This window comes from Polyangiaceae bacterium (assembly GCA_015075635.1).
Taxonomy (GTDB): Bacteria; Myxococcota_A; Polyangia; order Polyangiales; family Polyangiaceae; genus JADJKB01.
In genome coordinates, this window is the sequence record JABTUA010000001.1 from 1,745,316 (window position 1) to 1,769,695 (window position 24,380).

At 71.4% G+C, this 24,380-nt stretch carries 19 protein-coding genes; 9 read left to right on the plus strand and 10 right to left on the minus strand.

The features are described from left to right. The first annotated feature begins 37 nt into the window (after positions 1-37). The 3 genes from HS104_07795 to HS104_07805 all read left to right on the plus strand — a co-directional run bounded on the left by HS104_07795 (position 38) and on the right by HS104_07805 (position 4,274). The gene (locus tag HS104_07795; protein ID MBE7479871.1) at positions 38-2,176 is read left to right on the plus strand and encodes a tetratricopeptide repeat protein; all 2,139 of its coding nucleotides are present in this window, start codon (positions 38-40) and stop codon (positions 2,174-2,176) included. Next, positions 2,173-2,847 (plus strand): pseudouridylate synthase, encoded by a 675-nt coding sequence (locus HS104_07800; protein ID MBE7479872.1) that lies wholly within the window; start codon positions 2,173-2,175, stop codon positions 2,845-2,847. The genes HS104_07795 and HS104_07800 overlap by 4 nt, the downstream gene beginning before the upstream one ends. A 341-nt stretch (positions 2,848-3,188) precedes the next feature. Further along, positions 3,189-4,274, plus strand: coding sequence for a hypothetical protein (locus tag HS104_07805; GenBank protein ID MBE7479873.1), 1,086 nt, complete (start codon positions 3,189-3,191; stop codon positions 4,272-4,274). 1 nt (position 4,275) lies between these two features. On the opposite strand, the gene HS104_07810 is transcribed toward HS104_07805, so the two are convergent. From HS104_07810 to HS104_07820, 3 genes are all read right to left on the minus strand, one after another. Then, the gene (locus HS104_07810; GenBank protein ID MBE7479874.1) at positions 4,276-5,091 is read right to left on the minus strand and encodes a hypothetical protein; all 816 of its coding nucleotides are present in this window, start codon (positions 5,089-5,091) and stop codon (positions 4,276-4,278) included. 39 nt (positions 5,092-5,130) lie between these two features. After that, a complete protein-coding gene (locus HS104_07815; protein MBE7479875.1) occupies positions 5,131-5,973 on the minus strand; it encodes an SUMF1/EgtB/PvdO family nonheme iron enzyme in 843 nt (280 codons plus the stop codon). Positions 5,974-6,113: 140 nt separating this feature from the next. Beyond that, entirely contained in the window at positions 6,114-7,424 is a 1,311-nt protein-coding gene (locus HS104_07820) for a 6-phosphofructokinase (GenBank protein ID MBE7479876.1), read from the minus strand. Between the two features lie 154 nt (positions 7,425-7,578). Here HS104_07820 and HS104_07825 point away from each other — a divergent pair, with 154 nt between their 5' ends. Together HS104_07825 and HS104_07830 are read left to right on the plus strand one after the other, a co-directional pair. Beyond that, positions 7,579-8,838, plus strand: a complete 1,260-nt coding sequence (locus HS104_07825; protein MBE7479877.1) for a DNA repair exonuclease — start codon at positions 7,579-7,581, stop codon at positions 8,836-8,838. Further along, positions 8,835-12,035, plus strand: coding sequence for an AAA family ATPase (locus HS104_07830; GenBank protein MBE7479878.1), 3,201 nt, complete (start codon positions 8,835-8,837; stop codon positions 12,033-12,035). The genes HS104_07825 and HS104_07830 overlap by 4 nt, the downstream gene beginning before the upstream one ends. A 204-nt stretch (positions 12,036-12,239) precedes the next feature. Here HS104_07830 and HS104_07835 read toward each other — a convergent pair whose 3' ends face one another. The 4 genes from HS104_07835 to HS104_07850 are packed head-to-tail and all read right to left on the minus strand — an operon-like array spanning position 12,240 to position 16,053. Next, positions 12,240-13,061 carry a pentapeptide repeat-containing protein gene (locus tag HS104_07835; protein ID MBE7479879.1) on the minus strand — a complete coding sequence of 274 codons (822 nt, stop codon included), beginning with the start codon at positions 13,059-13,061 and terminating at the stop codon, positions 12,240-12,242. Positions 13,062-13,064: 3 nt separating this feature from the next. Continuing rightward, positions 13,065-14,261, minus strand: coding sequence for a 2-hydroxychromene-2-carboxylate isomerase (locus tag HS104_07840; GenBank protein ID MBE7479880.1), 1,197 nt, complete (start codon positions 14,259-14,261; stop codon positions 13,065-13,067). Then, positions 14,258-15,508 carry a peptidoglycan DD-metalloendopeptidase family protein gene (locus HS104_07845; GenBank protein MBE7479881.1) on the minus strand — a complete coding sequence of 417 codons (1,251 nt, stop codon included), beginning with the start codon at positions 15,506-15,508 and terminating at the stop codon, positions 14,258-14,260. The genes HS104_07840 and HS104_07845 overlap by 4 nt, the downstream gene beginning before the upstream one ends. Next, a complete protein-coding gene (locus tag HS104_07850) occupies positions 15,505-16,053 on the minus strand; it encodes a hypothetical protein (GenBank protein MBE7479882.1) in 549 nt (182 codons plus the stop codon). Before HS104_07850 ends, HS104_07845 begins: the two co-directional genes overlap by 4 nt. A gap of 46 nt (positions 16,054-16,099) precedes the next feature. Here HS104_07850 and HS104_07855 point away from each other — a divergent pair, with 46 nt between their 5' ends. Then, positions 16,100-17,674 (plus strand): FAD-dependent monooxygenase, encoded by a 1,575-nt coding sequence (locus tag HS104_07855; protein ID MBE7479883.1) that lies wholly within the window; start codon positions 16,100-16,102, stop codon positions 17,672-17,674. Between the two features lie 24 nt (positions 17,675-17,698). After that, positions 17,699-18,421 (plus strand): hypothetical protein, encoded by a 723-nt coding sequence (locus HS104_07860; protein ID MBE7479884.1) that lies wholly within the window; start codon positions 17,699-17,701, stop codon positions 18,419-18,421. Positions 18,422-18,425: 4 nt separating this feature from the next. On the opposite strand, the gene HS104_07865 is transcribed toward HS104_07860, so the two are convergent. Both HS104_07865 and HS104_07870 read right to left on the minus strand, forming a co-directional pair. Further along, the gene (locus tag HS104_07865) at positions 18,426-19,496 is read right to left on the minus strand and encodes a c-type cytochrome (GenBank protein ID MBE7479885.1); all 1,071 of its coding nucleotides are present in this window, start codon (positions 19,494-19,496) and stop codon (positions 18,426-18,428) included. A gap of 2 nt (positions 19,497-19,498) precedes the next feature. Further along, entirely contained in the window at positions 19,499-20,806 is a 1,308-nt protein-coding gene (locus HS104_07870; GenBank protein MBE7479886.1) for a right-handed parallel beta-helix repeat-containing protein, read from the minus strand. Positions 20,807-20,889: 83 nt separating this feature from the next. Here HS104_07870 and HS104_07875 point away from each other — a divergent pair, with 83 nt between their 5' ends. After that, on the plus strand, positions 20,890-22,068 hold the full coding sequence (locus tag HS104_07875) for a metallophosphoesterase (protein MBE7479887.1): 1,179 nt from the start codon (positions 20,890-20,892) through the stop codon (positions 22,066-22,068). 4 nt (positions 22,069-22,072) lie between these two features. Here HS104_07875 and HS104_07880 read toward each other — a convergent pair whose 3' ends face one another. Beyond that, positions 22,073-23,122, minus strand: coding sequence for a hypothetical protein (locus HS104_07880; GenBank protein ID MBE7479888.1), 1,050 nt, complete (start codon positions 23,120-23,122; stop codon positions 22,073-22,075). 87 nt (positions 23,123-23,209) lie between these two features. Here HS104_07880 and HS104_07885 point away from each other — a divergent pair, with 87 nt between their 5' ends. After that, entirely contained in the window at positions 23,210-24,289 is a 1,080-nt protein-coding gene (locus HS104_07885; GenBank protein MBE7479889.1) for a hypothetical protein, read from the plus strand. Positions 24,290-24,380: the final 91 nt, after the last annotated feature.

Below are 24,380 nucleotides of genomic sequence, written 5' to 3' on the forward strand. Positions count from 1 at the left end.
TGTCCGGCGCCGCGACCCGGGTTAAACGCGTCCTGTCATGGACGCCGTCTGGCAGCGCGCGCTCGAAGGACAGCCCAGCGCCGTGATCGGCGCGATGCCAATCGAGCCCGCGCACGCCCCGCCGTTCCTGGTCGTCCGTATCGACTGCAAGGCGCACCCAGCGCCCCTGGGGGCGCTGTCGGAGCTCCGAGAGCGCGCGGAGCAGCTGGCCGAGTCGAGCTCGTCGCCGATGCTCGACCAGGCCGCGCATCGGGTCTGGACCGGCCTGCGCCGGCGCCTGCTCGGCGACGTCCCGGAGCGCGATCCGAGCGCGCTGATCGTCGATGCGCTGAATCGCCTGCGGGCCGAGGACACCCGGGCACTATCGGTGGTCTTCGAGCGGGCAGAGTCGATGGACTCGGCGTCGCTCCGCGCGCTGGGGCACGTGCTGGAGCGCCCGGGTGTGCTGCAGACGGGCGTCGTGTTCCATTTCCGGCGGCGCCCGGCGGAGGCGGCCGCCCAAGAGCTGCTGTCGATGTTGGAGCGGACCTACGGGGCCGAAGCCGTGGTGGTCGGGGCCGAGATCCCCGAGTCCGCGCGGCGCGCGCCGGCGCAGGTGGAGCTGCCGGCCGACGTGCGTCGAGTGCTGCGCGCGGCGGCGTTGATCGGGCCGAGCTTCGAGACCTCGCTGGTCGCCGCGCTGATTGGGCAGTCCGAGCTCGACGTGCTGTACGCGCTGCAGAGCGCCAAGGATCTCGGCGTCCCGCTCACGGACGAAGGCGGCGGACGCATGCAGATGCCGGAAGCGGTGGCCGAGGCCGAGCGCCACGAGCTCTTGCCGTCGCTCTCCAGCGCCTGGCACAAGCGTTTGGCGCGTCTCTTGGCGGAGCGGGTCCGGCCGAAGCGCGTGGAGGGGCCGCCGTCGCGTAGCGAGGAGCCGCGCTCGATCCCGCCTGCTGCGACGCTGCCGCCTCCTTCCATGCCGCGGCCGTCCGCGCCACCCCCGACCATCGGCGGCGGCGCCCCCAAGCGCGCGCAGCCGGGCCGCGCGGCGCGCCACGCCGAAGCCGCCGGGGACGTCGACCTCGCGGTGGAGCAGTACGTGGCTGCCGCGCACCGCAGCGCCGAGGGCGGCGCACACCAAGAGGCCGCCGCGCTCGCGAAGCGGGCGCTCGAGCTGCTGGGAAAGACCAGCGTCAGCTCGAAGCGGCGGCTGCTCCGGATCATGGCGCTGCTCGCGCTCGCCCGCGTCAAGTGGCGCGCGCGGGTCGAGGGCGAGCCGAGCGGCCTGTCGGATGCACTGGAGCTGCTCGGGGAGTGTTCCGCCCGCCTCCTACCGACCGATCCGGTCGAGCTCCGAGCGGAGGTCGCAGCGCTCTCGGCCGCCGTTCACTACGACATGGGCGACGCGCGTTCGCTGGAGAAGGCTCTGTCGGAGCTGGGTGAGGCCAGCCACGCCTTGCTCGAGGCGGGCAAGCCGCTCGACGCCGCGCGCCTCCTGAACGACGAGGCCGCGGTATGGGTCCGGGCTGGCGATCCCGTGCGCGCTCACCACCTGCTGAAGAAGTCTCGGGAGATCTTCGCCGAACGCGCGCGTGACGATCTGACCGCGCGCTTCGAGATGGCGGAGACGGATCACCTGCTCGGCCGGTTGGTCCTGCACGCGCCGCCGCGACCCGGGCACGAGCGCGACGCGCTCGAGGTCGGTATCGAGCACGCCGCCCGCGCGGAGTCCGTGTTCCGCGAGCTGGACAGGCAGCTCGAGCTGGGCCGGCTATGGGAGACGTTGGGCCGGTTGGAGATGGCCGCCGGACGCCCGCGCGAGGCCATCGATCACCTGCTCGCCGCGGCGGAAATCCAGCAGCGCATTCGCGACGTGATCGGCCTGGCCCGCACCAGCGCGGCGCTGGCGGACATCGCTCGGGAGAGCGGCGATCACGAGCGAGCGATCGGGCTTCTCGGCGGGTCCATCGACTTGAACCTGGACAAGGGCTCGCCCCTCGGTTTGGCCTTCAATCGCCGCGCGCTCGAGACGCTGTTTCGACAGCTCTCGAGCTCGGAGCGGCGCGACCTCCACGACGGCCTCTCCGTCGCGGCACGACGCCTGGAAGCTGCCGAGGCCGCGCTGGGGCGCGTCGAGCTGCCGGAGGAAGCGCTCGGCATGCGTCACAGCCAGCGGCCCCGCGGTCAATCGTGATCCCGATCTTGTATCGCGACGCCTCGCTCTTGGTCGTCGACAAGCCAGCGGGCCTGCTCACCCACAGGAGCGAGCTCGCGCCGGACTCGGACGTGGCGATGACGCGGGCGCGCGACACCATCGGCGCCAAGGTCTGGCCGCTGCACCGCCTAGACCGCGGCACCAGCGGCGCGCTGGCCTTCGGCCTGTCGGAGCAAGCGGCGCGCGCGTGGCAGCTCGATCTGGAGAGCGGCGCGGTGCGAAAGGTGTACCTCGCGCTGGTACGTGGCGTCGCTCCCGAAGAGCTGGTGCTGGACTACCCGGTGCCACGCGCCGAAGGCGGCGAGCGCGTTCCCGCGCTGACGCGCTTCCGGCGGCTCTGGGCGGGGGACCACTGCTCGCTCGTCGAGGCGCGGCCGGTGACCGGACGCTTCCACCAGATCCGGCGCCATCTCTCCCACATCAGGCACCCCATCGCAGGGGACGCGAACTACGGCACCGGCTGGTTCAATCGGAAGATCCGCGGCGAGACCCCGCTCGGCCGCCTGGGGCTCCACGCGCTGTCGCTCGAGGTCAGGCGCCCGGCGGGCGCGCTCACGGTGAGCGCTCCGCTGCCCGACGATCTGCGCGGCGCGCTGGCGTGCCTTGGAGCCCCCGCCGAGCTCTTCGATGCTCTAACATGCCCTGCATGACGAGCGGGCGGTGGCTGGGCCTCGGAGTGGTGCTCGCGTTCGCGAGCGTGGGAGTCGCGTGCGGTGACGACGATGGCGGCGGCGGATCCGCCGGCACCGGCGGGAGCTCCGGCGGCGGAGCCGGCGGCGGCGGGGGGAGCGGCGCGAGCGGGGCGCGGCGGGCGGTGGCGGCGGCGCGACCGGCGGCGGCGCGGGCGTCGGGCGGCGGCGGTAGCTCCGGCGGTGGCGGTAGCTCCGGCGGCGGCGGGAGCGGCGGCGCGGGCACCGGCGGAGCCGGCAGCTGCTTGGCCGGAGACTTCCTCGCCTCGCTCGGCAAGTCGAAGACGCTCGTCGGCGCGTCGATGGCCGACGACATCGCGAAGGCCGCACCCTTCGACGTGCGTTACCTATACCTCTCCGGTGGCATCGCCGACGGTGCGGGTCCCTGCGCCAAGTGCGACACGGGATGCACCGCCGCGGGCACGAGCTGCGCCAACTCGGGACCTGGCTGCGCGTGGTGGGGCTGCTGGCAATACGACAAGGACCCTCCCGGAGCCTATGCGCGGAACTTCGTGCAGAAGGCCAAGGCGGACGGCCAGATCCCGATGCTGACCTACTACATGCTCCTGCAAGCGAGCGGGGTAGCCGAGGGCGCCGCCGAGGTCACCAAAGCGAACGACGCGACGTTCATGGCGCGCTACTACGCGGACTGGCGCTTCGTGGTGCAACAGGTCGGAAGCGACGTGGCCTTCCTGCACCTGGAGCCCGACTTCTGGGGCTACGCCCAGCAGGTCAACGACGATCCCGCCAAGATCCCCGCCGCCGTCGCCAGCGCGAACGCCACCGACTGCGGCTCGCTCCCGAACACCATTGCCGGCATGGGCCAGTGCCTGATCGCGATGAGCAAGAAGTACGCGCCGAACGCCAAGGTGAGCCTGCACGGCTCGGGCTGGGCGACGAAGTTCGACGTGCTGTTGAACAAGGATCCGACCTTCGACGTCGCCGGCCACGCCGACAAGCTGGGGAAGTTCCTGGCGGCGGCCGGCCCGAACGCCGACTTCGTCGTGATCGACGCGGCCGATCGCGACGCGGCCTGGTACGAGTCGCAGGGGCAGAACCGCTGGTGGGACGCCACCAACGCCACGCTGCCGAACTTCACCCAGGCGTTCGCCTGGGCCAAGGCGCTGGGGGAGAGCGCCAAGAAGCCGGTGTTCTGGTGGCAGCTCCCGGTGGGGAACATGAGCCTGCCGAACCAGAACGAGAAGTGGAAGGACAACCGGGTCGACTACTTCCTGACGCACATGAACGAGGTCGCAGCGGCCCACGGTGTCGGCGCCGCGTTTGGCTCCGGCATGGGTGGGCAGACCAACCCCAGCACCGACGGGGGCAACCTCGTGAACAAGGTGAAGGCCTACGCCAGCGGCGGCGGACAGGCGGCTTGTCCGTAGCTCAGGGGCAGTCCCAGCGCATCGCGCTCGCCGAGCTGTTCCAGCGACAACGGCAGAACCCGTTGCCGTAGGCGCAGACTGCGCTCTGACTGTTGCAGCTCGTCTCGTCGCCTGGCTTGGTCGTCGGGCAGGTCAGGCAGCTCCAGCTCGGGCTCATGTAGTCGCAGCCGCACGCGGTGCTGCCGTAGTTGCAAGCCCAGCCGGTCGTGCAGCTTCCGCTCGAAGGGGCGCTGGTCGGGCACGCGTTGCAGTGCCATGTGCCGCCCCAGCAAGCGCACTGGTTGCCCCCGTACAGGCAGCCCACCGCGACCGCGCTGCACCCGGAGCCGCTCGTAGGCTGCGCGGTCGGGCACGGCGACGCAGAAGTTCCGCCGCTGCCACCGGTCGCGCCGCCGCCGCCACCGGTGGCGCCGCCGCTGCCACCGGTCGCGCCGCCGCTGCCGCCCGAGCCTCCCGTCGCGGCCGAGCCGCCACTGCCGCCTGAGCCTCCGGTCGCGGCCGAGCCGCCGCTGCCCGATGCGCCGCCGGTCGCGGCCGAGCCGCCGCTGCCCGATGCGCCGCCCGTCGCTGCGCTGCCGCCCGAGCCCGCCGCGCCGCCGGCGCCGCCGGTCGCACCGCCCGCGCCGCCGGTTGGGCTGCCGCCGCCGCCCGTGCTTCCCCCGCTGGTCCAGCCGGCGGCGCCGCCCGCAGCGGTTCCGCCGCCGCTGCTCCCCGCGGAGCCGCCGGTCGAGAGCCCGCCCTCCTCCTCGACGCCGCAGGCGCCGAGCGCTGCGACGGAGACGACTCCGAGCGCCAGCCAGGCGAGAGCACCGCGCATGCGTCGGAGCATATCAGGAGTCGGCGCCGCGCGCTCGCGTCAGGGGCTCGGCGCGTCGGCGCAGCAACGGAAGCCGGTCTCGGGTCCGTGATACCAGGCGTCGTGCTTGGTCTGCGCCGCGCGACAGTGATTCCTGCTCGGCTGCCAGTAGGCGCCCTTCATCGCGGGCACCGTCGGCCCCGGGCCGTCGCGGGCCACCATCTCTTCCAGGTTGCCGCTCATGTCGCGCACGCCGAAGGGGCTCAGGCAGCGCGGGTGTGAGCCTGGCGGCGCGCGATGGTCGCGCAGCTTGCCCTCGGCATCCACTAGATCCCTGCGGTCGGCGTTGCAGGCGCTCTCATCCCGAGACAGACCGTACGGGTAGGGCAGCATCTCTTCCCCTTCGCAGGCGAAGTTCCACTCGCTCTCACGGCAGACGCGCTTGCCCTCGCTCGCACAGGTCTTCTCGGCGATGCGCAGGCTGGCGTGGTTCTGCGGCAAGCTCTCGCCGTTGGCAACGTGCTCGTCGCGATCGATGCAGAAGCGCATGCTCCGCCGCTCCGCCGAGAGGCAGCGGCTCGGCGCGTACTCCGCGCAACGGAAGCCGCCGAAGCGCCCCTCCTTGGCGTCGAGGTAGCGAAGGCACTTCTGTTCTACCTTGGGACAGTAGCTGCCTTCGACCAGGAGCATCCCGCTCGGACATGACTCGGGCCCCAAGGGCGCGGGCGCCTCGAGCGCGCGGCTCAGCACGCCGGTCGAGCCCGGGCTAGGTGCGGGCTCGGGGGGCGCCTGTGGCGCGGGAGCCTTCGGCGGCGCCGCGCCGAGCTCGGCGCTGGCCAGGGCGAGGCCGAGGAGAGAGACCGGCGCGGACCAGGGCAGCAAGGTCCGGACGAGCGCCAGCATCGAGCCATTATCTCTTCAAAGATCGTTCCAGGCGAGAGCGTCGCTGCAAGTGTGCGAAACCACGGCCGCCGCTCCTCGAGCCGAGACAGTTCGTCAGCAGTGCGTGCGGCCAATTGTCATCATGCCGCGGGCGCCCGGACTCAGCCCGGGCGCACCGGCGGCGGGATGGGCGTGGACTCCGGCGGGGAGTAGCCGGGCAGAAACTGGATCGGTGCCGGTTCGTCGCGCACCAGGTACTCGAAGCGCGCCCGGAAGTCGTCGAGGGACATGTGGGCGGTGGCCGCGAGCTTCGCGAGCTCGTGGGCGTCCCGGAAGTCGTCGCGCCTCAGGCGCAGCATGTAGCGATGGGCGATGCGGTAGTGCTCGGTGGTGGTGTCCACCATGCGCACCCGCATGCGCTGGGTCTCCGGGTCGATCATCTTGTCGAGCCGGAGCGGCTTGAAGACGCCGTGGTGGATGGTGATCAAGGCGTCCGTGCCGCCTTCGAGCAGGTACTCCGCCGCGCAGTGCCCCAGATCACGCGTGTACTCCATGTCGAAGGGGATGGGGTCGGTGCAGCGCAGCTCGTAGCCGATGTTCTTGGCGACGATGGTGGTCTTGATGCCGTGCTCCTTGAGCCGGGCTTGCACCCTGGCCTTGAGGATCTCCCCGAAGCTGATCTCCGCGATGCGCAGGTGATCGTGGGCGTCGCGCTCGACGTCGGTGATGCCCTTCAGATCCTCCGCCGAGAGCTTTTCGACGAGGCCCTCGGCGATCACCGCCGTGCCGTCGCTGCGGCCGTACGACAGGCGCTTGATGATGGCGCCGGCCAGCGTGTCCACGATGTGGTCGATGCGCAGCTCGGGTGCCTTGAACTCCTCCGGGATCAAGGTGAGCGTCGCCCCCGCGGCCTTGCCGATGCCGAGCGCCAGGTGCCCGGCCTTCCGCCCCATGGTCACGATGAAGTACCAGCGGCTGGTGGTGTAGGCGTCGACCTGAAGGTCCTTGACGATGCCCACGCCGACGTGACGCGCGGTCTGGAAGCCGAAGGTCGGGATGTTCTCCGGCAAGTCCAGGTCGTTGTCGATGGTCTTGGGGACGTGGGCCACGCGGATACGGCCCTGGGCCTGCTGGCTCAGGCGCAGCGCCGCGTAGGCGGTGTCGTCGCCGCCGATGGTGATCAGGCGGTCGACGTTCATGCGAAGCAGCGAGATGACCGTGTTCTCGAGGTCCTTTTCGTCCTTGGTGGGGTTGGTGCGCGAGATGCCGATGATGCTGCCGCCCCGAAAGTGGATGCGGCTGACGTTCTCCACGGTCAGCGGCATCACATGGTCGATGTCGCCCTTCATGACCCACTGGAAGCCGTCGCGGATCCCCAGCACCGGGACCCCCGCCAGGCGCGCCCGGATGGTGGCCGCACCGATCACGCTGTTGATGCCGGGCGCCGGGCCGCCGCCGACGCAGATCGCCATTGCATAGGGTTGAGTCACGGAGCGGAACTTAGCGCAGGCGCTCGACGAGCGAAACGCGGCGTCCCGCCGCACAATTTTCGCCGCTGTGACAGACTGCGTCCGACCCCGCGCAGCGCCGGGCGCCGAGCGTGGTAGAAGCCTCCGGGGATACAGGATGAAGATCGTCCACGCCGCCGATCTGCACCTCGACAGCCCGCTCACCGGGCTCGAGCGCTACGACGGCGCCCCGGTGCACCGCATCCGCGGCGCCACCCGCGCGGCGTTCGTGAACTTGGTCAGCATGGCGCTGGAAGAGCAAGCGTCGCTCGTGCTTCTCGCGGGCGACGTCTACGACGGCGACTGGAAGGACTACTCGACGGCGCTGTTCTTCCGCCGGGAGCTCGGCCGCTTGGCCAGCGCCGGCGTGCGAGTGGTGTGGCTGCGCGGCAACCACGACGCCGCCAGTCAGCTGCAGAAGCACCTGGATCTCCCGGCTGCGGTGCGCGAGCTCTCCGTCAAGCGCCCGGAGAGCGTTCCTTTCGACGACCTCGGGGTGGTGGTGCACGGCCAGGGTTTCGAGACCCGGGCCGTGACGGCCAATCTGGTGAGCGCCTACCCAGAGCCTCTGACGGGACTGCTCAACATCGGGCTCCTGCACACCAGCGTCACCGGTCGGGAAGGCCACGAGCCCTACGCGCCGTGCACGCTCGCGGACCTGGTGAGCAAGGGCTACGACTACTGGGCCCTCGGCCACGTGCATCAGCGAGAGGTCCTGAGCGAGGACCCTTGGGTGGTGTTCCCCGGCAACCTCCAGGGGCGACACGCCCGCGAGACGGGGCCGAAGGGCGCGACGCTCTTGGAGGTCGGCGACGGGCGCATCGTGAGCGTCGAGCATCGCCCCCTCGACGTGGTGCGCTTCGACTCGTGCGACATCGACGCGACCAGCGCGTCGAGCGTGGACGAAGTCCTCGGCAGGGTGCGCGACGCGCTCTCGCGCGCGGTGGTCGAGGCCGAGGGTCGGTTGCTCTGCGCGCGCGTGGTGATCGGCGGCGCCAGCGCCGCCCACGCGGGGCTGCGGCGCGATCCGGCGCGTTTGCAGGCGGAGGTGCGGGCGCTCGGCAGCGAGCTCGGGGGCGACGACCTGTGGATCGAGAAGATCCGCCTCTCCACGCGGGGTCCGGTCGAGCTCGGGGACATGGCCGCCCGCGACGACGCCGTGGGGCAGGTGCTGCGAGGCATCCGACGCTTCCGCGAGACGGCCGAGGCTCGAGCGGACCTCGGCCGTGAGCTCCTGACCCTGAGCGCCAAGCTGCCCTCGCCCCTCAGGAGCGGACCGCTCGCGCTCGACTGGGAAGTCCCCGGCGGCATCGACGCGCTGCTCGCGGACGTCGAGCAGCTGCTGTTGCCACGTCTGACCGGCGAGGACGACGCATGAGGCTGCTCGAGCTCGGTCTCTTGCGCTTCGGTGGCTTCACCGACGCTCGGCTCGATCTCTCCGCGCCGGGGTTGCAGCTGATCCACGGGCGGAACGAGGCCGGCAAGAGCACCGCGCTGCGCGCCATCACCGCGCTCTTCTATGGCGTCCCACACTCGTCGCCCGACACCTACCTGCACGACGAGCTGCTCTTGTCGGGGCGGGTGCGCGCCGCGGACGGCAGTGAGCTCTCGTTCTTGCGCAGGAAAGGCCGGAAGAACACGCTGCTCTCCCCGAGCGGCGAGCCCCTCGAGGAGAACGCGGTCGCGCGGCTGCTCGGCGGCGTGAGCGAGAGCGTGTTCAAGACCGAGCTCGGCCTCGACCACGAGCGCTTGCGCGAAGGAGGGGAGCAGCTGGCGCGAGGCGGCGGTGACGTGGGGCAGAGCCTGTTCGACGCCGGGATCGGCGGCGGCAGCGTCAAGCGCTTGTTGGACGAGCTGTGCGCGGAGGCCGATGGGCTCTTCAATCCGCGCGCTCACGCGAGGAAGCCCCTGATCAACGTGGCGCTCCGCGAGTACGCGGAAGCCATGAAGCGCGTGCGCACGGAGTCCACGCAGCCGCAGGCCTGGACGCAGCAGAAGCAGGAGCTCGAGGCTGCCCGGTCGGAGCTCCTGGAGCTCGAGCAGAGGCGCGCAGAGCTGAGGAGGAAGCTCGCCGCGGCCCAGGAGCTGGTGGCCGTCCTGCCCATCATCGGCAAGCGGGACGAGGCAGAGAAGCGCCTCACGCCGGTGGCGCGCGCGCCGCTCTTGCCGGAGGACGCAGCGGAACGCCGCCTGTTGGCGCTGCGGGAGCTGGATTCGGCGGAGCGGGAAGCCCGATACAATCAGGCCGAGCTCGAGAAGATCGCCGCCGAGCTGGCGGGCTTGGTCGTCTCCGACGAGCTGCTCGCGCTCGACGACGCGAGCATCGACGCCCTGCAGGAGAGACTGGGCGAGTACCGCCGCGATCGGACTGACCTGGGGCGGCAGCGGAGCAAGCTCGCGGCCTCCCGAGCCCTGGTGAGCCGCCGCCTGGCGGCCCTCGGGCGCTCGCTGGACTCCGACGCGCGGGCGCTGATCCCGCGGCGCGCGGAGGTGGCGCGCGTCAAGGCGCTCACGGTGGAGCGGGCCCGGCTCGAGACGGAGCTCGGGCAGGCGAGGAAGCGAGAGGCCGAGCAGCGCGCAGTCGTGGCAGAGCTCGAGGAGAGGCGAGCGCTGGCGCCGCGCGAGCTCGCCGACGCGGGTGCACCTGCCGAGCTGATCGATCGCGTGTTACCCAGCCAGGAGAGCGTGGAGTCGTTCGCGCGCCGCCAGCAGAAGCTCGAGCGCGCCCGAGACAAGCTCGCAGACCGGCGCCAAGCGCTCGACAGCGACGCCGCCACCACTCGCGCGCAGCTCGCCGAGGTGGCTCTGGCCGGCGAGGTGCCGACGGAAGCCGAGCTCGGCCGGGTGCGGGAGGCCCGCGACGCCGCCTTCGTGCCGATCGGCGAGGCGCTCGGGAGCGGGGCACGGGTCGATCGAGCGGTCGTCGAGAGCTTCGAGCGGCTCGCGCGCCGAGCCGACGACCTCGCGGATCGCTTGCGGCGCGAGGCCAAGCGCGTCGAGCGCTTCGTCAGCCTCGAAGACCGGCGCGCCAGGTGCGCGGAAGCGCTGGAGGCCCTGGAGGCCGAGCGCGCGTCGCTGGACGCCGAGCAGCAGGGCCTGGACTCCGAGTGGCGCGCGCTCTGGGTCGAGACGGGCGTGTTGCCGCGCTCGCCCGACGAGATGCGCGCGTTGGTGGCGCGCTGGGTGCGCGCGCGCGAGCACCGCCGCGAGCTGGACGTGGCGCTCGCCAGCGCGCGCGCCGCGCTCGCCGGCGAGACGAGCGCTCGTGAGGATGTGGAGCGGGCGCTGGGCGCCTGGGCTGAGCGCTGGGCGGACGCAGTTCGTCACCTGGGGCTCGGGGCCGAGGCGAGCCCCGCGGAAGCGGACGAGGTCCAGGTCGCGATGGGCGAGCTGACCGCCGACCTCGACACCTGCGACGCGCTGGAGCACCGCATCAGGGGCATGCAGCAGACCTGCGAAGGGTTCGAGCGCGACGTCACGACGCTGGCGCTGCGCTTCCTGCCCGAGCTCTCCGACAAGGTGGCGAAGGAGCCGGACCAGGTGGCCACGCGGATCATCCAGCAGTACCGCGCGCACCGCGAGGCCGCGCGGAAGAGGGCTGACCTGGAGGCGCGGCGCGTCCGTGCCGTCGAGCGGACGAACGAGCTCGAGGCCCGCTCCGAGGCAGCGCAGAGTGAGCTCTCGATGTTGCTCGGTGCCGCTGGTGTCAGCGACCCGGCTCTCCTGCCCGAAGCCGAGGCCGCGGCGACGACGCGTCGCCAGGCCGAGCGCGAGATAGCCGAGCTCGATCGGGACCTCGCCGAGCTCTGCGGCACGGCAAGCCTGGACGAGGTGCGGGAGCGGGCGCTCGGAGTGAGCTTGCACGAGGCTCGCAGAGGGTCGGTCGAGCTGGAGGACGCCCTGGTCGAGCTCGACGCGGCGCGCGATGCCGCTCGCGACCGCGTGCTCGCGGCGGAGAGCGGGCTCGCGCGCTTCGACGACCGGCAGAGCGCGGCGGACGCGCAGGTGGAGGCCGAGGCGATCTTGGCCAAGCTCCGCAGCGCGGCGGAGCGCTGGGCGCGGGTCAGGACGGCGTGGCTGATCCTGCACGACGAGGTGGAGCGCTACCGCGCGACTCATCAGGCGCCGCTGCTCGCGCGCACCAATCAGCTCTTCCCGCGGCTGACGCTGGGCAACTACTCGGAGCTCCGCGTGGATCACGATGCCGAGCCGCCGGTGCTCTGCGCCGTGGCGAAGGACGGCTCGCGGGTGCCGATCCAGAGCCTCAGCGACGGCGCGCGCGACCAGCTGTACCTGGCGCTCCGATTGGCGAGCCTCGAGCACTACGCGGGTGCCAACGAAGCCCTGCCGCTGTGCCTGGACGACGTGCTCATCAACTTCGACGACGAGCGTTCGCGAGCGGCGCTGGAGGTTCTGGCGGAGACCGCGTCCCGGATCCAGGTTCTCCTGTTCACCCACCACGAGCACATGGTCAGCGCAGCGGTGGCGGCGCTTCCGGCCTCGGCGCTCACCGTCCACGAGCTCCGGCGGGGCGAGCCGCCCCGGCAGCGCTCCCAGGCGGAGCTCTCGGGTTAGGCTCGACTCGCGCGCGTTCGGCACCTGGAAAGCCCGCAGCGCTGCCGTCTTCACGGGGGACTCGAGAGCGCCCGACCTGCGAAGAAGGGGCGACTCCTCCTCCGCACCGGACCGGTATCCGCCGGCCCCGCCGGTCGTTTCCGTGGGGTCTTCGCCACTCCTGCCGATCGCGATCTGATGGTGGCAAGATCGCCCAAGTAGGGGCTACGGCATCCGCTGCGTGCCCGTCCCTTGGGCCGCGCGGGCCGCGGCGATCAGCTCGTCGATCTTGAAGCCGTTGATGGTCAGGCCAGCCAGGGTGGCCCCATCGATCTTGGCGTTCGACAGATCGACGTTGTGCAGGCGCGCGCCCGTCAGCTTGGCGTTCTCGAGGGTCACGCCCTCGAGATCGACGTCGATGAAGCGGGCGCCGGCGAGCTTGGCGTCGGTCAGCGTGCAGCCGGCGGCGTCCACGTCTTCGAGGATGGCCCGTGCGAACGAAGCGTCCGTGATGGTGACCCCGCCGAGGTCGCAGTTCTTCAGGCTGGCGCCGGCGAGCTTCGCGTCGTCGAGCACGGCGCTGGAGAGGTCCACGTTCGTGAGGTGCGCGCCGGCGAGGTTCGCGTCCGAGAGCTCGAGCCGCCGTCCTTCCACGTTTTCGAGCCGCGCCTCGCCGAGCTTGGCGTCGGTCAGGCGGAGCTTCGTGCCGTCGATGTCCCGGAGCTCCGCGTGGGACAGGTTGGCGTCGGTGAGGCTGAGCGAGGTCAAATCGGCGTTCGCGATGCGGCTCGCCTTGGCGTCGATGTCGTCGACGTCGAGGCCGATCAGCGTGGTGTTCTTGACGCGCACCCGCGAGAGCGAGCCGCCCTCGAAGCGAGCGCCGTCGAGCTTGCTGGACTTGAAGCGCGCCTGCTCGAGGTTTGCGCCCTCGAAGCGAGCGCCGGTGAGATCGGCGCCGTCGAAGCGCGGCGCGGCGTCGGGAGGGATGGTGGACTTGGCCATGCGGATCCGTCCGGAGCCTTCCACGAGGCTCGGGCGGGCGTCCATCGATCAAAGCGTGCCCAGCGCCCGCTCGACGAACGCCAGGCGGTCCTGGCCCCAGTAGACCTGGCCGTCGACCACGAAGGACGGCGCGCCGCACAGGCCCAGGGAAACGGCTTGGTCGGTGCTCTCCCGGAGCGCTCGCTTTGCGGCTTCGGAGCCGGCGCGCTCGACCAGCGCGGGATCGAGGTCGAGCTCCGCGCAGATCGCGGCGAGCACCTCTGGATCCGCGATGTCCCGGTCGTCGCACCAAGCCGCGCGGTAGAGGGCGTGGGTCAGGCGACCGGCGTCGTGACCAGCGACGAGCACCAAGCGGAGCGGCAGCACGGTTCGCATCGGAAAGCCCGACGGGAAGCGCAGCGTCACGCCGCGCTCGGCCGCCGCTCGCTGGAGATCGCGCTCGAAGTACCGCCGCTTCGCCTCGGGGAAGCTGAACAAAGGAACGTCCGGCGTGCCGATGGCCTTGAACAAGCCGCCGAGCAAGAACGGCCGAAAGCGGAGCTCGGCCCCGGTTCGCGCGCACACGCCCTCGATGGCGGTCGAGGCGAGGTAGGCGAAGGGGCTCGAGAAGTCGTACCAGAAGTCCACCCGCGCGCCCGCGCGCCGGGCTCGAGGCGCGGGCGCCGGGGGCGTGCCGCCGAGCGCGCGCTCGACCTGGTCCAAGCGATCCTGTCCCCAGTAGAGCTCACCCTCTACGACGAACGCCGGCGCGCCGAACACGCCGAGCTCGACGGCGCGCTCGGTGCGCGCGAAGAGCTCCGCGCGCTCGTCGTCGGCGCGGGCCACGAGCGCCGCGCCGTCGAAGCCGACCCCGGTGAGGGCGCGCTCGACGACCTCGGGGCGCGACAGATCCTGTCCCTCGGCCCAGTACGCCTCGAACAGCGCGTGGCTCGCCCGGGGCACGTCGTCCGAGGCGAGGGTGGCGCGCAGCGCGAGCACCGTCCGGTTCGGATGGCCCGGCGGCATCACCAGCGGCACGCGCCAGTGCTCCGCCCAGCGGTACATGTCGAGGCCGTTCATGCGCGCGCGGGCCGGGGCCATGCTCGCCATCGGCTCGCCGCCCAGCGCCTTGAACACGCCGCCGAGCAGGAACGGCTGGTAGACCAGCTCGGCCCGCGTTCGCTCCGCGAGCGCGCGCACCTGCGTGGACGCGAGGTAGGCGAACGGGCAGGAGAAGTCGTAGAGGAACTCGAGCCGGCGCGTCATCGGCGTCTGCGGAGCAGCGCGAGCGCCGCGAGCGCGAGCCACTCGAGCCGGCTCTCGGAGACCGGCGCAGCGCGGCACGCGCAGCCACCCTGGACGTCCGTGCCGCTCGCCGTTGCAGCGTTCGCGCCGGCGCCGCCCACCGCGGGGGTGCCGCCCTTGCCGCCGGCGCTCATCGAACCGCCGCCGCCGCTCGGGCCCGCGCCGCCGCTCGGCGGACTGCCGGCCGCGCCGCTCGCGCCGCCGCCCCCGCTCGCGCCGCCGCCGCCGCCCGAGTCCGTCACCACGACGTCGAGGTGCAGCGTCGCGCCGAACGCGCCCTTGCCGGCGCGGTCCATGCGGAAGTCCCCGCTGTAGCTGCCCGGCGAGGTCGGCGCCACGAACGCCACGGCCCAGGTCTTCTGCGCGTTCGGCGCGATGTTCTCGCCGCCGCCGAGCGCCGCCGGGAAGCTGCCGCCGAGGGCGTCGCCACCGGTGTGCGCGAGCGTGTAGCCGCCGGACGCGCTCCAGGTCGTGTTGCCGGTGTTCTGGAGCACCCAGCTCTTCTGGAAGCTCGCGCCGGGCGCGACGTTGATGGTGCCGGCCGGCGACTCGCTCGCGAGCGACGAGTCGTCCACCTCCGGCGGCGTCGGGTTCTCGCATTGATCGCCGGGCAGCCCTTTGTAGCTGCCCTGGCTCAGCCACAGGCTCGACGAGGCGCCGCAGGAGCCCGCGAAGGGTTCGAGCGAGGTGGCGCTGGAGTTGCGCGGCTCGAAGTGCAGGTGCGGCCCGGTCGAGTTGCCGCTGGAGCCGACCTTGCCCAGGTGCTGGCCACACTTCACGTCGGCGTTCAGCGAGACGGCGATCGAGCCCTTCATCATGTGGCCGTAGGTCGTGGTCTTGCCGTCGGCGTGCTGGAGGCGGACGTAGTTGCCGAAGCCGCTGCCGCAGCCGCAGGCGCCGGTGGAGCAGTGGTCGTCGCAGCCGTCGTTGACGAAGATGACCTTGCCGTCGGCCGCGGCCACGATCCAGCGGCTACCGGCGTCCATGACCGGCCAGCTGCCGATGCCGAAGTCGCTGCCTTTGTGGCCGTTGTAGGTGGTGGTGCCGCAGTTCCAGTCCTTCAGCCCGGTGCCGGTGTCCTGATCTCGGTAGGCGGTGACGTAGGGCTGCGTGCCCGAGCTGGGCAGCTCGATCGGGAAGCGGTAGTTCTGCGCCGACGCCGAGCCGGCGCAGGCGAGGACCGCCACGGCGAAGGCCACGCGCTTCACGGCGTGGCCTCGACCTTCGCTCTGCCCGTCGCGAGCTCGACGCGCCAGACGCGGCCGCTGCCGTCGTCGTAGACGATGGCGCCGTCCTCGACCCGCGCGCCGTCGCCGGAGGGCGGCGGCACGAAGTTCTTCCAGGGCTTGCCGGCGACGAGCCCGTGGTTGGTGAGCTGCGTCGCGGTGCCGGTCTTCGGATCGGCGATCCAGAGCGATGTCACCGTGGTGCGGCCGGACATGAACACGACCCGCCCGTCGGGCATCGCCAGGGGCAGCTCATCGGGGCCGAGCGCGGGGCAGAGCGGCGCTGCGGAGCCGTCCGCCTCCACCAGCCAGAGATCGCTCTCGCCGGGCTCGTCGCCGGTGCGCGCCTCGACCCGGCGGCCCGCGCCGAGCTCGGCGGGGCGCCCGAGCACGCCGGAGACGTGATTGTCGCTCTCCGGGAGCAGGACCACCGGGGCGCTCCGGCGCCCGACGTCGGAGGGGGTGCTCTCTTCGGAGCTGCACCCGAGAGCGACGCTCCCGAGGAGCAGCCAGACCGCGCCGCGCATCCCTCGAGGCTAGCTCATTTCTCGCTATGCTGCGACACCGCTCACCGTGTCCCGCGAGAAGCTCCCCGAAGAAGTCAGCATCGAGCTCGGTCTCGACGACGCCGATGACCCGTCGGCCCTGCGCGCGCGGGTGGCCCGGGAGCTCGGCGTCGGCGCCGAGTCGCTGCCCGAGCTCGAGGTGAGGAAACGCTCGCTCGACGCGCGCCGGGGACGCATTCGGTTCCACGTGCTGATAGGGATCGGTGCCCCCGCGTCGCTCGCGCTCGGCGAGCCCCCGCCGCGGGAGGTCACGCCGCCCGCGCGGGTCGTGATCGTGGGCGACGGCCCCGCCGGGATGTTCGCGGCCTACGCGCTGGCACGGCGCGGGATCGCCTCGGTGGTGGTCGATCGCGGCAAGCAGGTCCAGCCGCGACGGCGCGATCTCAAGCTGTTGAACCAGAAGGGGGTGGTCGATCCGGACAGCAACTACTGCTTCGGCGAGGGCGGCGCCGGCACCTACAGCGACGGCAAGCTCTACACGCGCTCACACAAGCGCGGCAACGTGCGCGACGTGATCGAGGTGCTGGCGCTCCACGGGGCGCCGGGCTCGATCCTGACCGAGGCTCGCCCGCACATCGGCTCGAACCGCCTGCCGCAGGTGGTGAGCGCGATCCGCGAGCGCCTCGAGGGCGTGGGCGTCGAGCTCCGCTTCGGCGCACGGGTCAGCGACCTGTTGGTAGAGGGATCCACGGGCCGGCGCCGGGTGGCCGGAGTGCGCCTGTCCGACGGCACAGAGCTCGCCGCCGAGGCCGTCGTGCTCGCGACCGGTCACTCGGCGCGGGACGTGTTCGAGCTGCTGGAGCGCGCGGGCGTGAGGCTCGAGCCCAAGCCCTTCGCGCTCGGTGTGCGCATCGAGCACCCCCAGAGCCTGGTCAATCGCATCCAATACGGCCAGGCCGCGGGGCACCCCAAGCTGCCCGCCGCGGCCTACCGCCTGGTCACGGAGGTCGAGCAGCGCGGCGTGTTCTCGTTCTGCATGTGCCCGGGCGGCTGGGTGGTGCCGGCGAGCACGGAGCCCGACGGCCTGGTCGTGAACGGCATGAGCCTGTCGCGTCGCGACTCGCCCTACGCGAACTCGGGTCTGGTGGTCGCGGTCGAGCTGGAGGACCTCGAAGCCGCGGGGCTCCGCGGTCCGCTCGCCGGCGTGGAGCTGCAACGCCGCATCGAGCGCGCCGCGCTCGAGGCCGGCGGCGGGGCGCTCCGGGCTCCGGCTACGCGCGCGACCGACTTCGCGGCGGGGCGGGGTTCGACCCGCGTACCCGAGTCGAGCTACGTCCCAGGGCTCGCCGCCGGCAACGTCGCGGACGTGCTCGACGCGGGCGGGCTCGCCCTGTCCGAGCGCCTGCGGCGCGCGCTCCGGCAGTTCGAACGGCAGATGCGCGGCTATCTGAGCGAGGAGGCCGTGCTCATCGGCGTCGAGTCGCGCACCAGCTGCCCGGTGCGGGTGCCCCGGGATCCGGAGACGCTGGAGGCCTTGGACCTCGCCGGGCTCTACCCGGCGGGCGAAGGCGCGGGCTACGCCGGCGGCATCGTCAGCGCAGCGGTGGACGGGCTGCGCATCGGAGCGCTGGTGCTCGCCTGAGTCGTCGCGATACGCTCCGCGCCGATGAAGCCCCGATTGCACTCGATGCTGTGGCTTGGAGTCCTCTTGGGCGCGCTCCTCGCCTGCAAGAAGAAGAGCGAGCCCGATCCAGCGCCGACGGTCTACACCGAGCCGGAGCACGTCAAGCGTTTCAAGGAGCTCGCGCCGAAGGTCAAGGCGCTCTTGGACAAGCTGCCGGAGATGAGCCAGAAGGCCAAGAGCGAGCCGGCGGTGAAGAGCGAGAAGCCGCTCACGGTCAAGCTCGAGAAGACGAAGTTCATCACCATAGGCGACAAGTGGCTCCTCGACGTCCACCGCGATCCGACGGACGGTGAGATCGACCTCGACGACACCAAGCTCTCGCTGTGCGCCTACGCGGTGGAGAAGAACCTCAAGGGCAAGAGTGACAGCGACATCAAGAGCGACGTCGGCTACCTGGAGGATTGCCTGGCCTGGGAGTACATCGCCGTGGTGCGGCCGAAGAAGATCACGATGCCGAAGGTCATGATGGCGTCGAAGACCTTCGAGCCCGGCGAGGTCCAGGGCGACCTCTTGCTCTTTGCCATGCCGGCGGGGGAGATCAAGGCGCGCTATCGCTTCCGCACCACCAACTCCGACGAGCTCAAGTGGTTCGAGGGCAAGCCCGAGAAGGAGTGGTCGGACGAGTCGAAGCGTGACCTGGTGGAGAACCTGAAAGGCGTGATCGAGGAGCGCTTCGCCCTCGAGCGGGACTCGATGGGGAAGTGAGCGTTCAGCGCGGGATCCGGAAGCCGTCCTTCGGCACCGGCAGCCCGCTCGGCAAGGACTCCGGCCGGTCCGGCTCCTCGCTCACGTCGGTCAGCGCCTTGTCCAGGAAACGCGTGATGGCGTCGATCTCGTCGGCGGCGAGCGCGCGCGAGTCGCCCTCCGCCACGGAGCGGGCGACCTCCTGAGCCACCGCGTCCCTGAGCTTCTGCACGGAGCCGTCGTGGAAGTAGGGCTCCGAGTCCCGGACGTTGCGCAGGGTGGGGACGGCGAATGCGCGTTCGTCGCCCGCCTGGCCGGTGATCTCCCAGCGGCCGAGATCCGTCGCGTCCCCGGCGCCGCGATTCGCGAAGCGCGGGCTGTCGAACAGCGGCGGCGCGTGGCAGTTCGCGCACCTGGCCTCGGCGAAGAGCTGCATGCCGCGGATCGTCTCGGCGTCGAGGGCACCTGCGTCGCCGTCCACGTAGCGGTCGTAGGTCGCGCGTCGCGTCGCGAAGCCGCGTTCGAAGGCGGCGATGGCCCGCGCCAGGTTCTTCGCGCTGACCGGCTCGGCGTCGGCTGGGAACGCCGCGGCGAAGCGCGCCGCGTACTCCGGGATGGTCGCGAGCTCAGAGGCGGCCTCGTCCGGCGCGCGACCGAGCTCCTTGGGGTCGAGGAGCGGCTCGAGCGCTTGCGCCTCGAGCGACGGCGAGCGCCCGTCCCAGAACAGCTGTTTCTCGTGGGCGACGTTCCACAAAGTCGGCGCGTTTCGGCGCGTGACGTTCGGCCCGGTGCGGCCCGGGCCGGTCGGCCCCTTGCCGCCGATGCCCACCGAGCGGGCGAGACCGTCGGAGAGGCCCCAGATCTCGCTGTGACAGGTCGCACAGGCCACCTGCCGATCGCTCGACAGGACGGGATCGTAGAAAAGCAGGCGCCCGAGCTCGGCTTTCTCCGGCGTGGTGGGGTTGTCCTTCGGCGCCCTCACCGCTGGGAACGGCGCGTAGGCCCAGGGGATGGGCGGCCCGTCGTACTCCGGCTCGCGCTCCTCCGGCGCGCCGCTACAGCTCAGGGCCGCGAGTCCCAATGCGACGACCCGCATGCTCACCACGAGAGGGCGGGCAGCTCGGGCAGCTTGCACTGATGGGGCGCGGCGTCGGTCGTGTGGACGGTGTTGTCCACGATCCCGCCGGGCGCGTGGATGTTGCGAAAGCTCGGCAGCGGTGGATCGCCCAGGCAGAGCATCGGCTCGGTGACCCCGGCCTTGACCACGCCGTCCCAGACCACGTTCTCCAGCGGCTTCACGTTGAACGCGCCGAGGATGTCCTGCGGGTCGCTGCCGTTGTTGGTGAACGTGTTGCCGTGAATGTAGGTCTTCTCCGGGTCGGGATCGGTCGCTGGATCCGGCGTGGTCTGAAGCACGATGTTCAGCGTGGTGAGGCTGACGACGAGCACTCCGGCGCTCTTGTTGCCGGTGATCTGGTTGTTCGCGATCTCGTTGTCGTCGGATGCCAGGATCAGCAAACCGGTGCCCGCCGGCACGCTGGCCACGATCGTTCCCTGCTCGGCGAAGTTGGCGCGGTTGTTGTCGTGCACGTCGTTGTCGTAGACCTTGGCGCGTTTCCCGTCCTTCTTCTCCAAGTTGGGCAGGGTGAAGACCAGGATGCCCGCCGTGTTGTCCCAGGCCTCGTTCTCGTAGGCCTCGGCGTCGCTGGTGTTCTCGAGCTCGATGCCGGCCACGTTCCCGTGCACCTTGTTGCGGCGCACGATGGCCTGGTTGCACTGGCCCACGTAGATGCCGGCGTCTGCGGCGCCGATCACCTCGGAGTCCTCGATGAGGACCCGAGTGCTCTTCACGGGGTAGACGGCGTAGGCGCCGTTCGAGGTGACCGAGCCGGCGTCCCACCAGACCTTGAGCTTGCGGAAGGTCACGTCCTCCGCGCCGGTGACCACGATGCCGTTGCCCGGAGAGTTCTTGATCCCGAGGTTCTCGATGGTGAAGCCGTCGCTGGTGACGGTGAAGCCGTCGTCGCCCTGGGTCTGACCTGCGAAGTCGAGCACGGCGTCGTCGATGTTGGCGCCCAGACCGCGCACGGTGACGTTCGGGACCGTCAGCGACACCTCCTTCTTCAGGCTGTAGGTGCCCTTGCACAGGCACACCGTGTCGCCGCTCTTGGCGTCGATCAGCGCGGTCTGGAGCGCGCTGGTGTCGTCCGGGCCTGGAGAGAGCACCGCGCTGCAGCCGGTCACGTCCTCGCCGCCCGGACAGGCGAGCCCGCCGCTGCCGCCGCTGCCGCCGCTGCCGCCGCTGCCGCCGCTGCCGCCGCTTCCACCGGCGCCCTCGTCGTCCCCGCAGCCGAGAAGCGAGAAGCCGAGCAAGGCCATCGAGATCGCCGAGTTGAGCTTGGTCATTGCGACGATTCTACGGAAATGCCTCGGCCCTGCCCAGCCTGGGGGCTGGCCGCGGGCCGATCCCGTGCTTATGAAGCGCTCTCGTGCCGCGCACGCTGTCGTTCGTCCTGTTCTTCACGGTCGCGCTCTCGCTGGCGGGGAGCCTGCACTACTACATCTGGGCGCGGCTGGTGCGGGACCTCGCGCTGCCCGTGATGTGGCATCGCGTGCTGACCGGCCTCTTGATCGCGCTGTTCCTGAGCATCCCGATCACGTTCACGCTGGCGCGCGGCCAGCGCTTCGAGGGCATGCGTCCGGTGCTGCTCGGGACCTTCGGCTGGATGGGCGTCCTGTTCATCGTCGTCATGCTGCTGGCGGTCGTGGACGTCAGCCGTCTGGGCGTCGGGGTGGTCAGCCGCTTGTTCGGCGAAGGTCCGCCGGACGATCCGGAGCGCCGGCTCACCGTCGCGCGGATGTTGGGCGTCGGGGTGGCGTTGGTCGCCGGGGGCGCCGGTACCGTGGCGGCGCGCTCCGGCCTCACCGAGCTGATCGTGAAGCGCGTGACGGTGCCGCTCCCCCGCTTGCCCAGCGAGCTCAGCGGCACGCGGATCGTGCAGCTCACCGACGTTCACGTCGGCGCGACCATCCAGCGCGGCTTCATCGAGCGCGTGGTGCGCGAGACCAACGCCCTCGAGCCCGACGTCATCGCCATCACCGGCGATTTGGTGGACGGCTCGGTGGCTCAGCTGCGCGAGCACGTCGCGCCGCTGGCCGAGCTCCGGGCCAAGCACGGCGTGTATTTCGTGACGGGCAACCACGAGTATTACTCGGGCGCGGAGGCCTGGTGCGCGGAGCTCACCCGGCTCGGCATCCGGGTCTTGCGCAACGAGCACGTGCGCATCGGTGAGGGCGAGGCCAGCTTCGACTTGGCCGGGGTGGACGACTACTCGGCGCACCGCTTCGGCCGCGGGCACGGCGCCGACCTGGCGCGTGCGCTGGAGGGCCGCGACGAGTCACGGGAGCTCGTCCTCTTGGCGCACCAGCCGCGGCAGGTGTTCGAGGCCGATCGGCTGGGCGTGGGCTTGCAGCTCTCCGGCCACACTCACGGCGGGCAGATCTTCCCCTGGAACTTCTTCGTGCGCCTCCAGCAGCCGGTGGTGAGCGGCCTGCACCGCTTCGGGCGAGCGCTCGTCTACGTCAGCAACGGCACCGGTTACTGGGGGCCGCCCATGCGCCTGGGCGCGCCGGCGGAGATCACGGAGCTGACCCTGACATGCGCGTGAGCCCTCACGGTGTCTGCCCCGCGTGCGCGCCGCAGCTCGGGCAGCGCGTGCCGGGGTCCATCAGGTACAGCGCCGCGCAGAACGGGCAGCGCGTGGGCGCCGGCCCCGGCGCGGCCAAGCCGAGCTCCGGTCGCGCGCGGCGCAGGCGCAGCGTGGCCGACAGGAGCAGGTCCCGCAGCGCGCGCTCGGCGTGATTGGCGCGTTTGAGCGGCAGCGTCGAGGAACGCTGGAGGCCGATCAGGCGCAGGCTCGCGGCCTGGCGGGTGACGTTCTCGTCGTAGCCCAAGCTCGGCGAGAAGGTGATGCCGAGTAGATCCGCGCCGTCCACGATCTGCTCGTCCCAGCGTTCGTCGCCCCGGGCGTGATGAGTGCGGAGGCTCTCGGCGCGGATCTCCACCACGGCGCGGGGCGGCGGTCCCTTGCCGCGGACGTCGGCCCAGGCATGCCGCAAGCGGCGCCGCCCGTCGGGCGAGAAGGCCAGCACCAACAAGAGCGGCAGGCACAGCACGAACAGGATGGTGCCGAGCACGCGCTGCGCTCCCGTCGCCGGCGAGCTCTCCTCGACGACCACCAAGGCGTCGGGCTCGTTCACGATCTCGACCCCGTGCTGCCGGAGCACGGCCGCCGACCGCTCCTCGTTCAGCTCCTCCGGGTGGGCCAGGAGCGGGCGCCCGCCGTACCAGATCTCTGCCACTTCGCGCGCGCCGCCTTGCACGATGCTCTCGATCACCACGACCTGCTCGCGCATCGCGGCGTGCAGGATGGACGCCACCGTGCGGTAGCCGGTCTCCGCGTCGCCGGGCACGAAGTCCAGGTACGCGAGCGTCTGGCCGCGCGGGTCGTACAGGAGCACGCGGAGCTGGTGCCAGCGCTGGTAGAAGCGCGTGCGAATGCTCGGGATCTCGACGTCGCTCTCCGAAAACACCATCGCCAGGACGATCAGCGGCAGCGCGCACAAGAGGCACAGGAACGCGAGCGAGTACTCCAGGATCGCGAGCCAGCGAAAGCGCTGACAGCGCCAGTGCTCGAGGCCGATGCGGGCGACGCCGGTCATCGGACGGCCGAGCAGATCGGAGAGGGCGGGTGAGGCGGAGATGGCCGAGAGTAGTCAGGGCCGCGGCGTGCGGGCTAGACTCCCGGTGTGCGTAGGCTGCTGCTCTCCACCCTCCTGGTCTCGCTCTCGGGCTGCGGCTCCGACGGCGATGCTGGTTCGTCGAAGCAGCTCCAGGTGACCCCGCCGCCGGAGGGGGCACCCTGGCAGAGCCTGGCCGAGTGGCACCTGTTCGACGGCGCCGGGAAGCCGGCCGAGCGCGTCGTGCCCTACGAGGTGGTCTCGCCGCTCTGGTCGGACGCCACCGAGAAGCACCGCTTCCTGTACGTTCCGGAAGGCAAGGTCATCGGCTATCAGCCCCAAGACATCTGGAAGTTCCCGGTCGGCGCGGTATTGGTGAAGACCTTCGGTTACCTGAACGACGCTCGGGACCCGGGGCTCGGCGAGCGCCTGCTCGAGACCCGGCTGCTCGTGCGCGAGAGCGCGGGCTGGACGGCGCACACCTACGTGTACGACGACGCGGGCACCGAGGCGGTGCGCACGCTGGCCGGCGCGGACATCCCGGTGAGCTTCGTCGACGCGGCGGGCAAGAGCCATTCGCTCGACTACGCAGTACCGAACACGAACCTGTGCCAGGAGTGCCACGGCTTGGGCTCCCAGCTCGACACGCTGGGCGGCCGCACGCGGCAGCTCAATCGAAGCCACGACTACGGCAAGGGCGCGGTGAATCAGCTCGACCACCTCGCGAGCTTGGGCTTCTTCGACCAGGCGCCGCCGGCCGAGCGCGAGACGCTCTCCGATCCAGCCGGCAGCGGCGGCGTGACCGAGCGCACGCGCTCCTATTTCGACGCCAACTGCGCGCACTGCCACGCCGAAGGACGCATCGCCGCGTCGAGCGGGCTCCTGCTCGACTGGGCCAAGACCGGGCCGGGCAATTCGCCCGCGACCTACGGCGTGTGCAAGACGCCGACCTCCGCCGGCGGCGGCACCTGCGGGCTCACTCACGACGTGGTGCCGGGCAAGCCCGGCGAGTCGATCTTGATGTGCCGCATCGCGTCGCGGACGCAACCGGTCCAGATGCCGCCGGTCGCGACGCAGCTCGTGGACGAGCAGGCGGTGAAGCTGATCGGCGACTGGATCACGAGCCTGTCCGACCCGCCCTGTCAGTGACGCTGCCGTGACGCCTTGCGGCGTGGGGACTCGTGGTACGGTCGCGCCGTGAACGACAACCTGAGCTACGACGCGCGCCGCAGCGAATTCC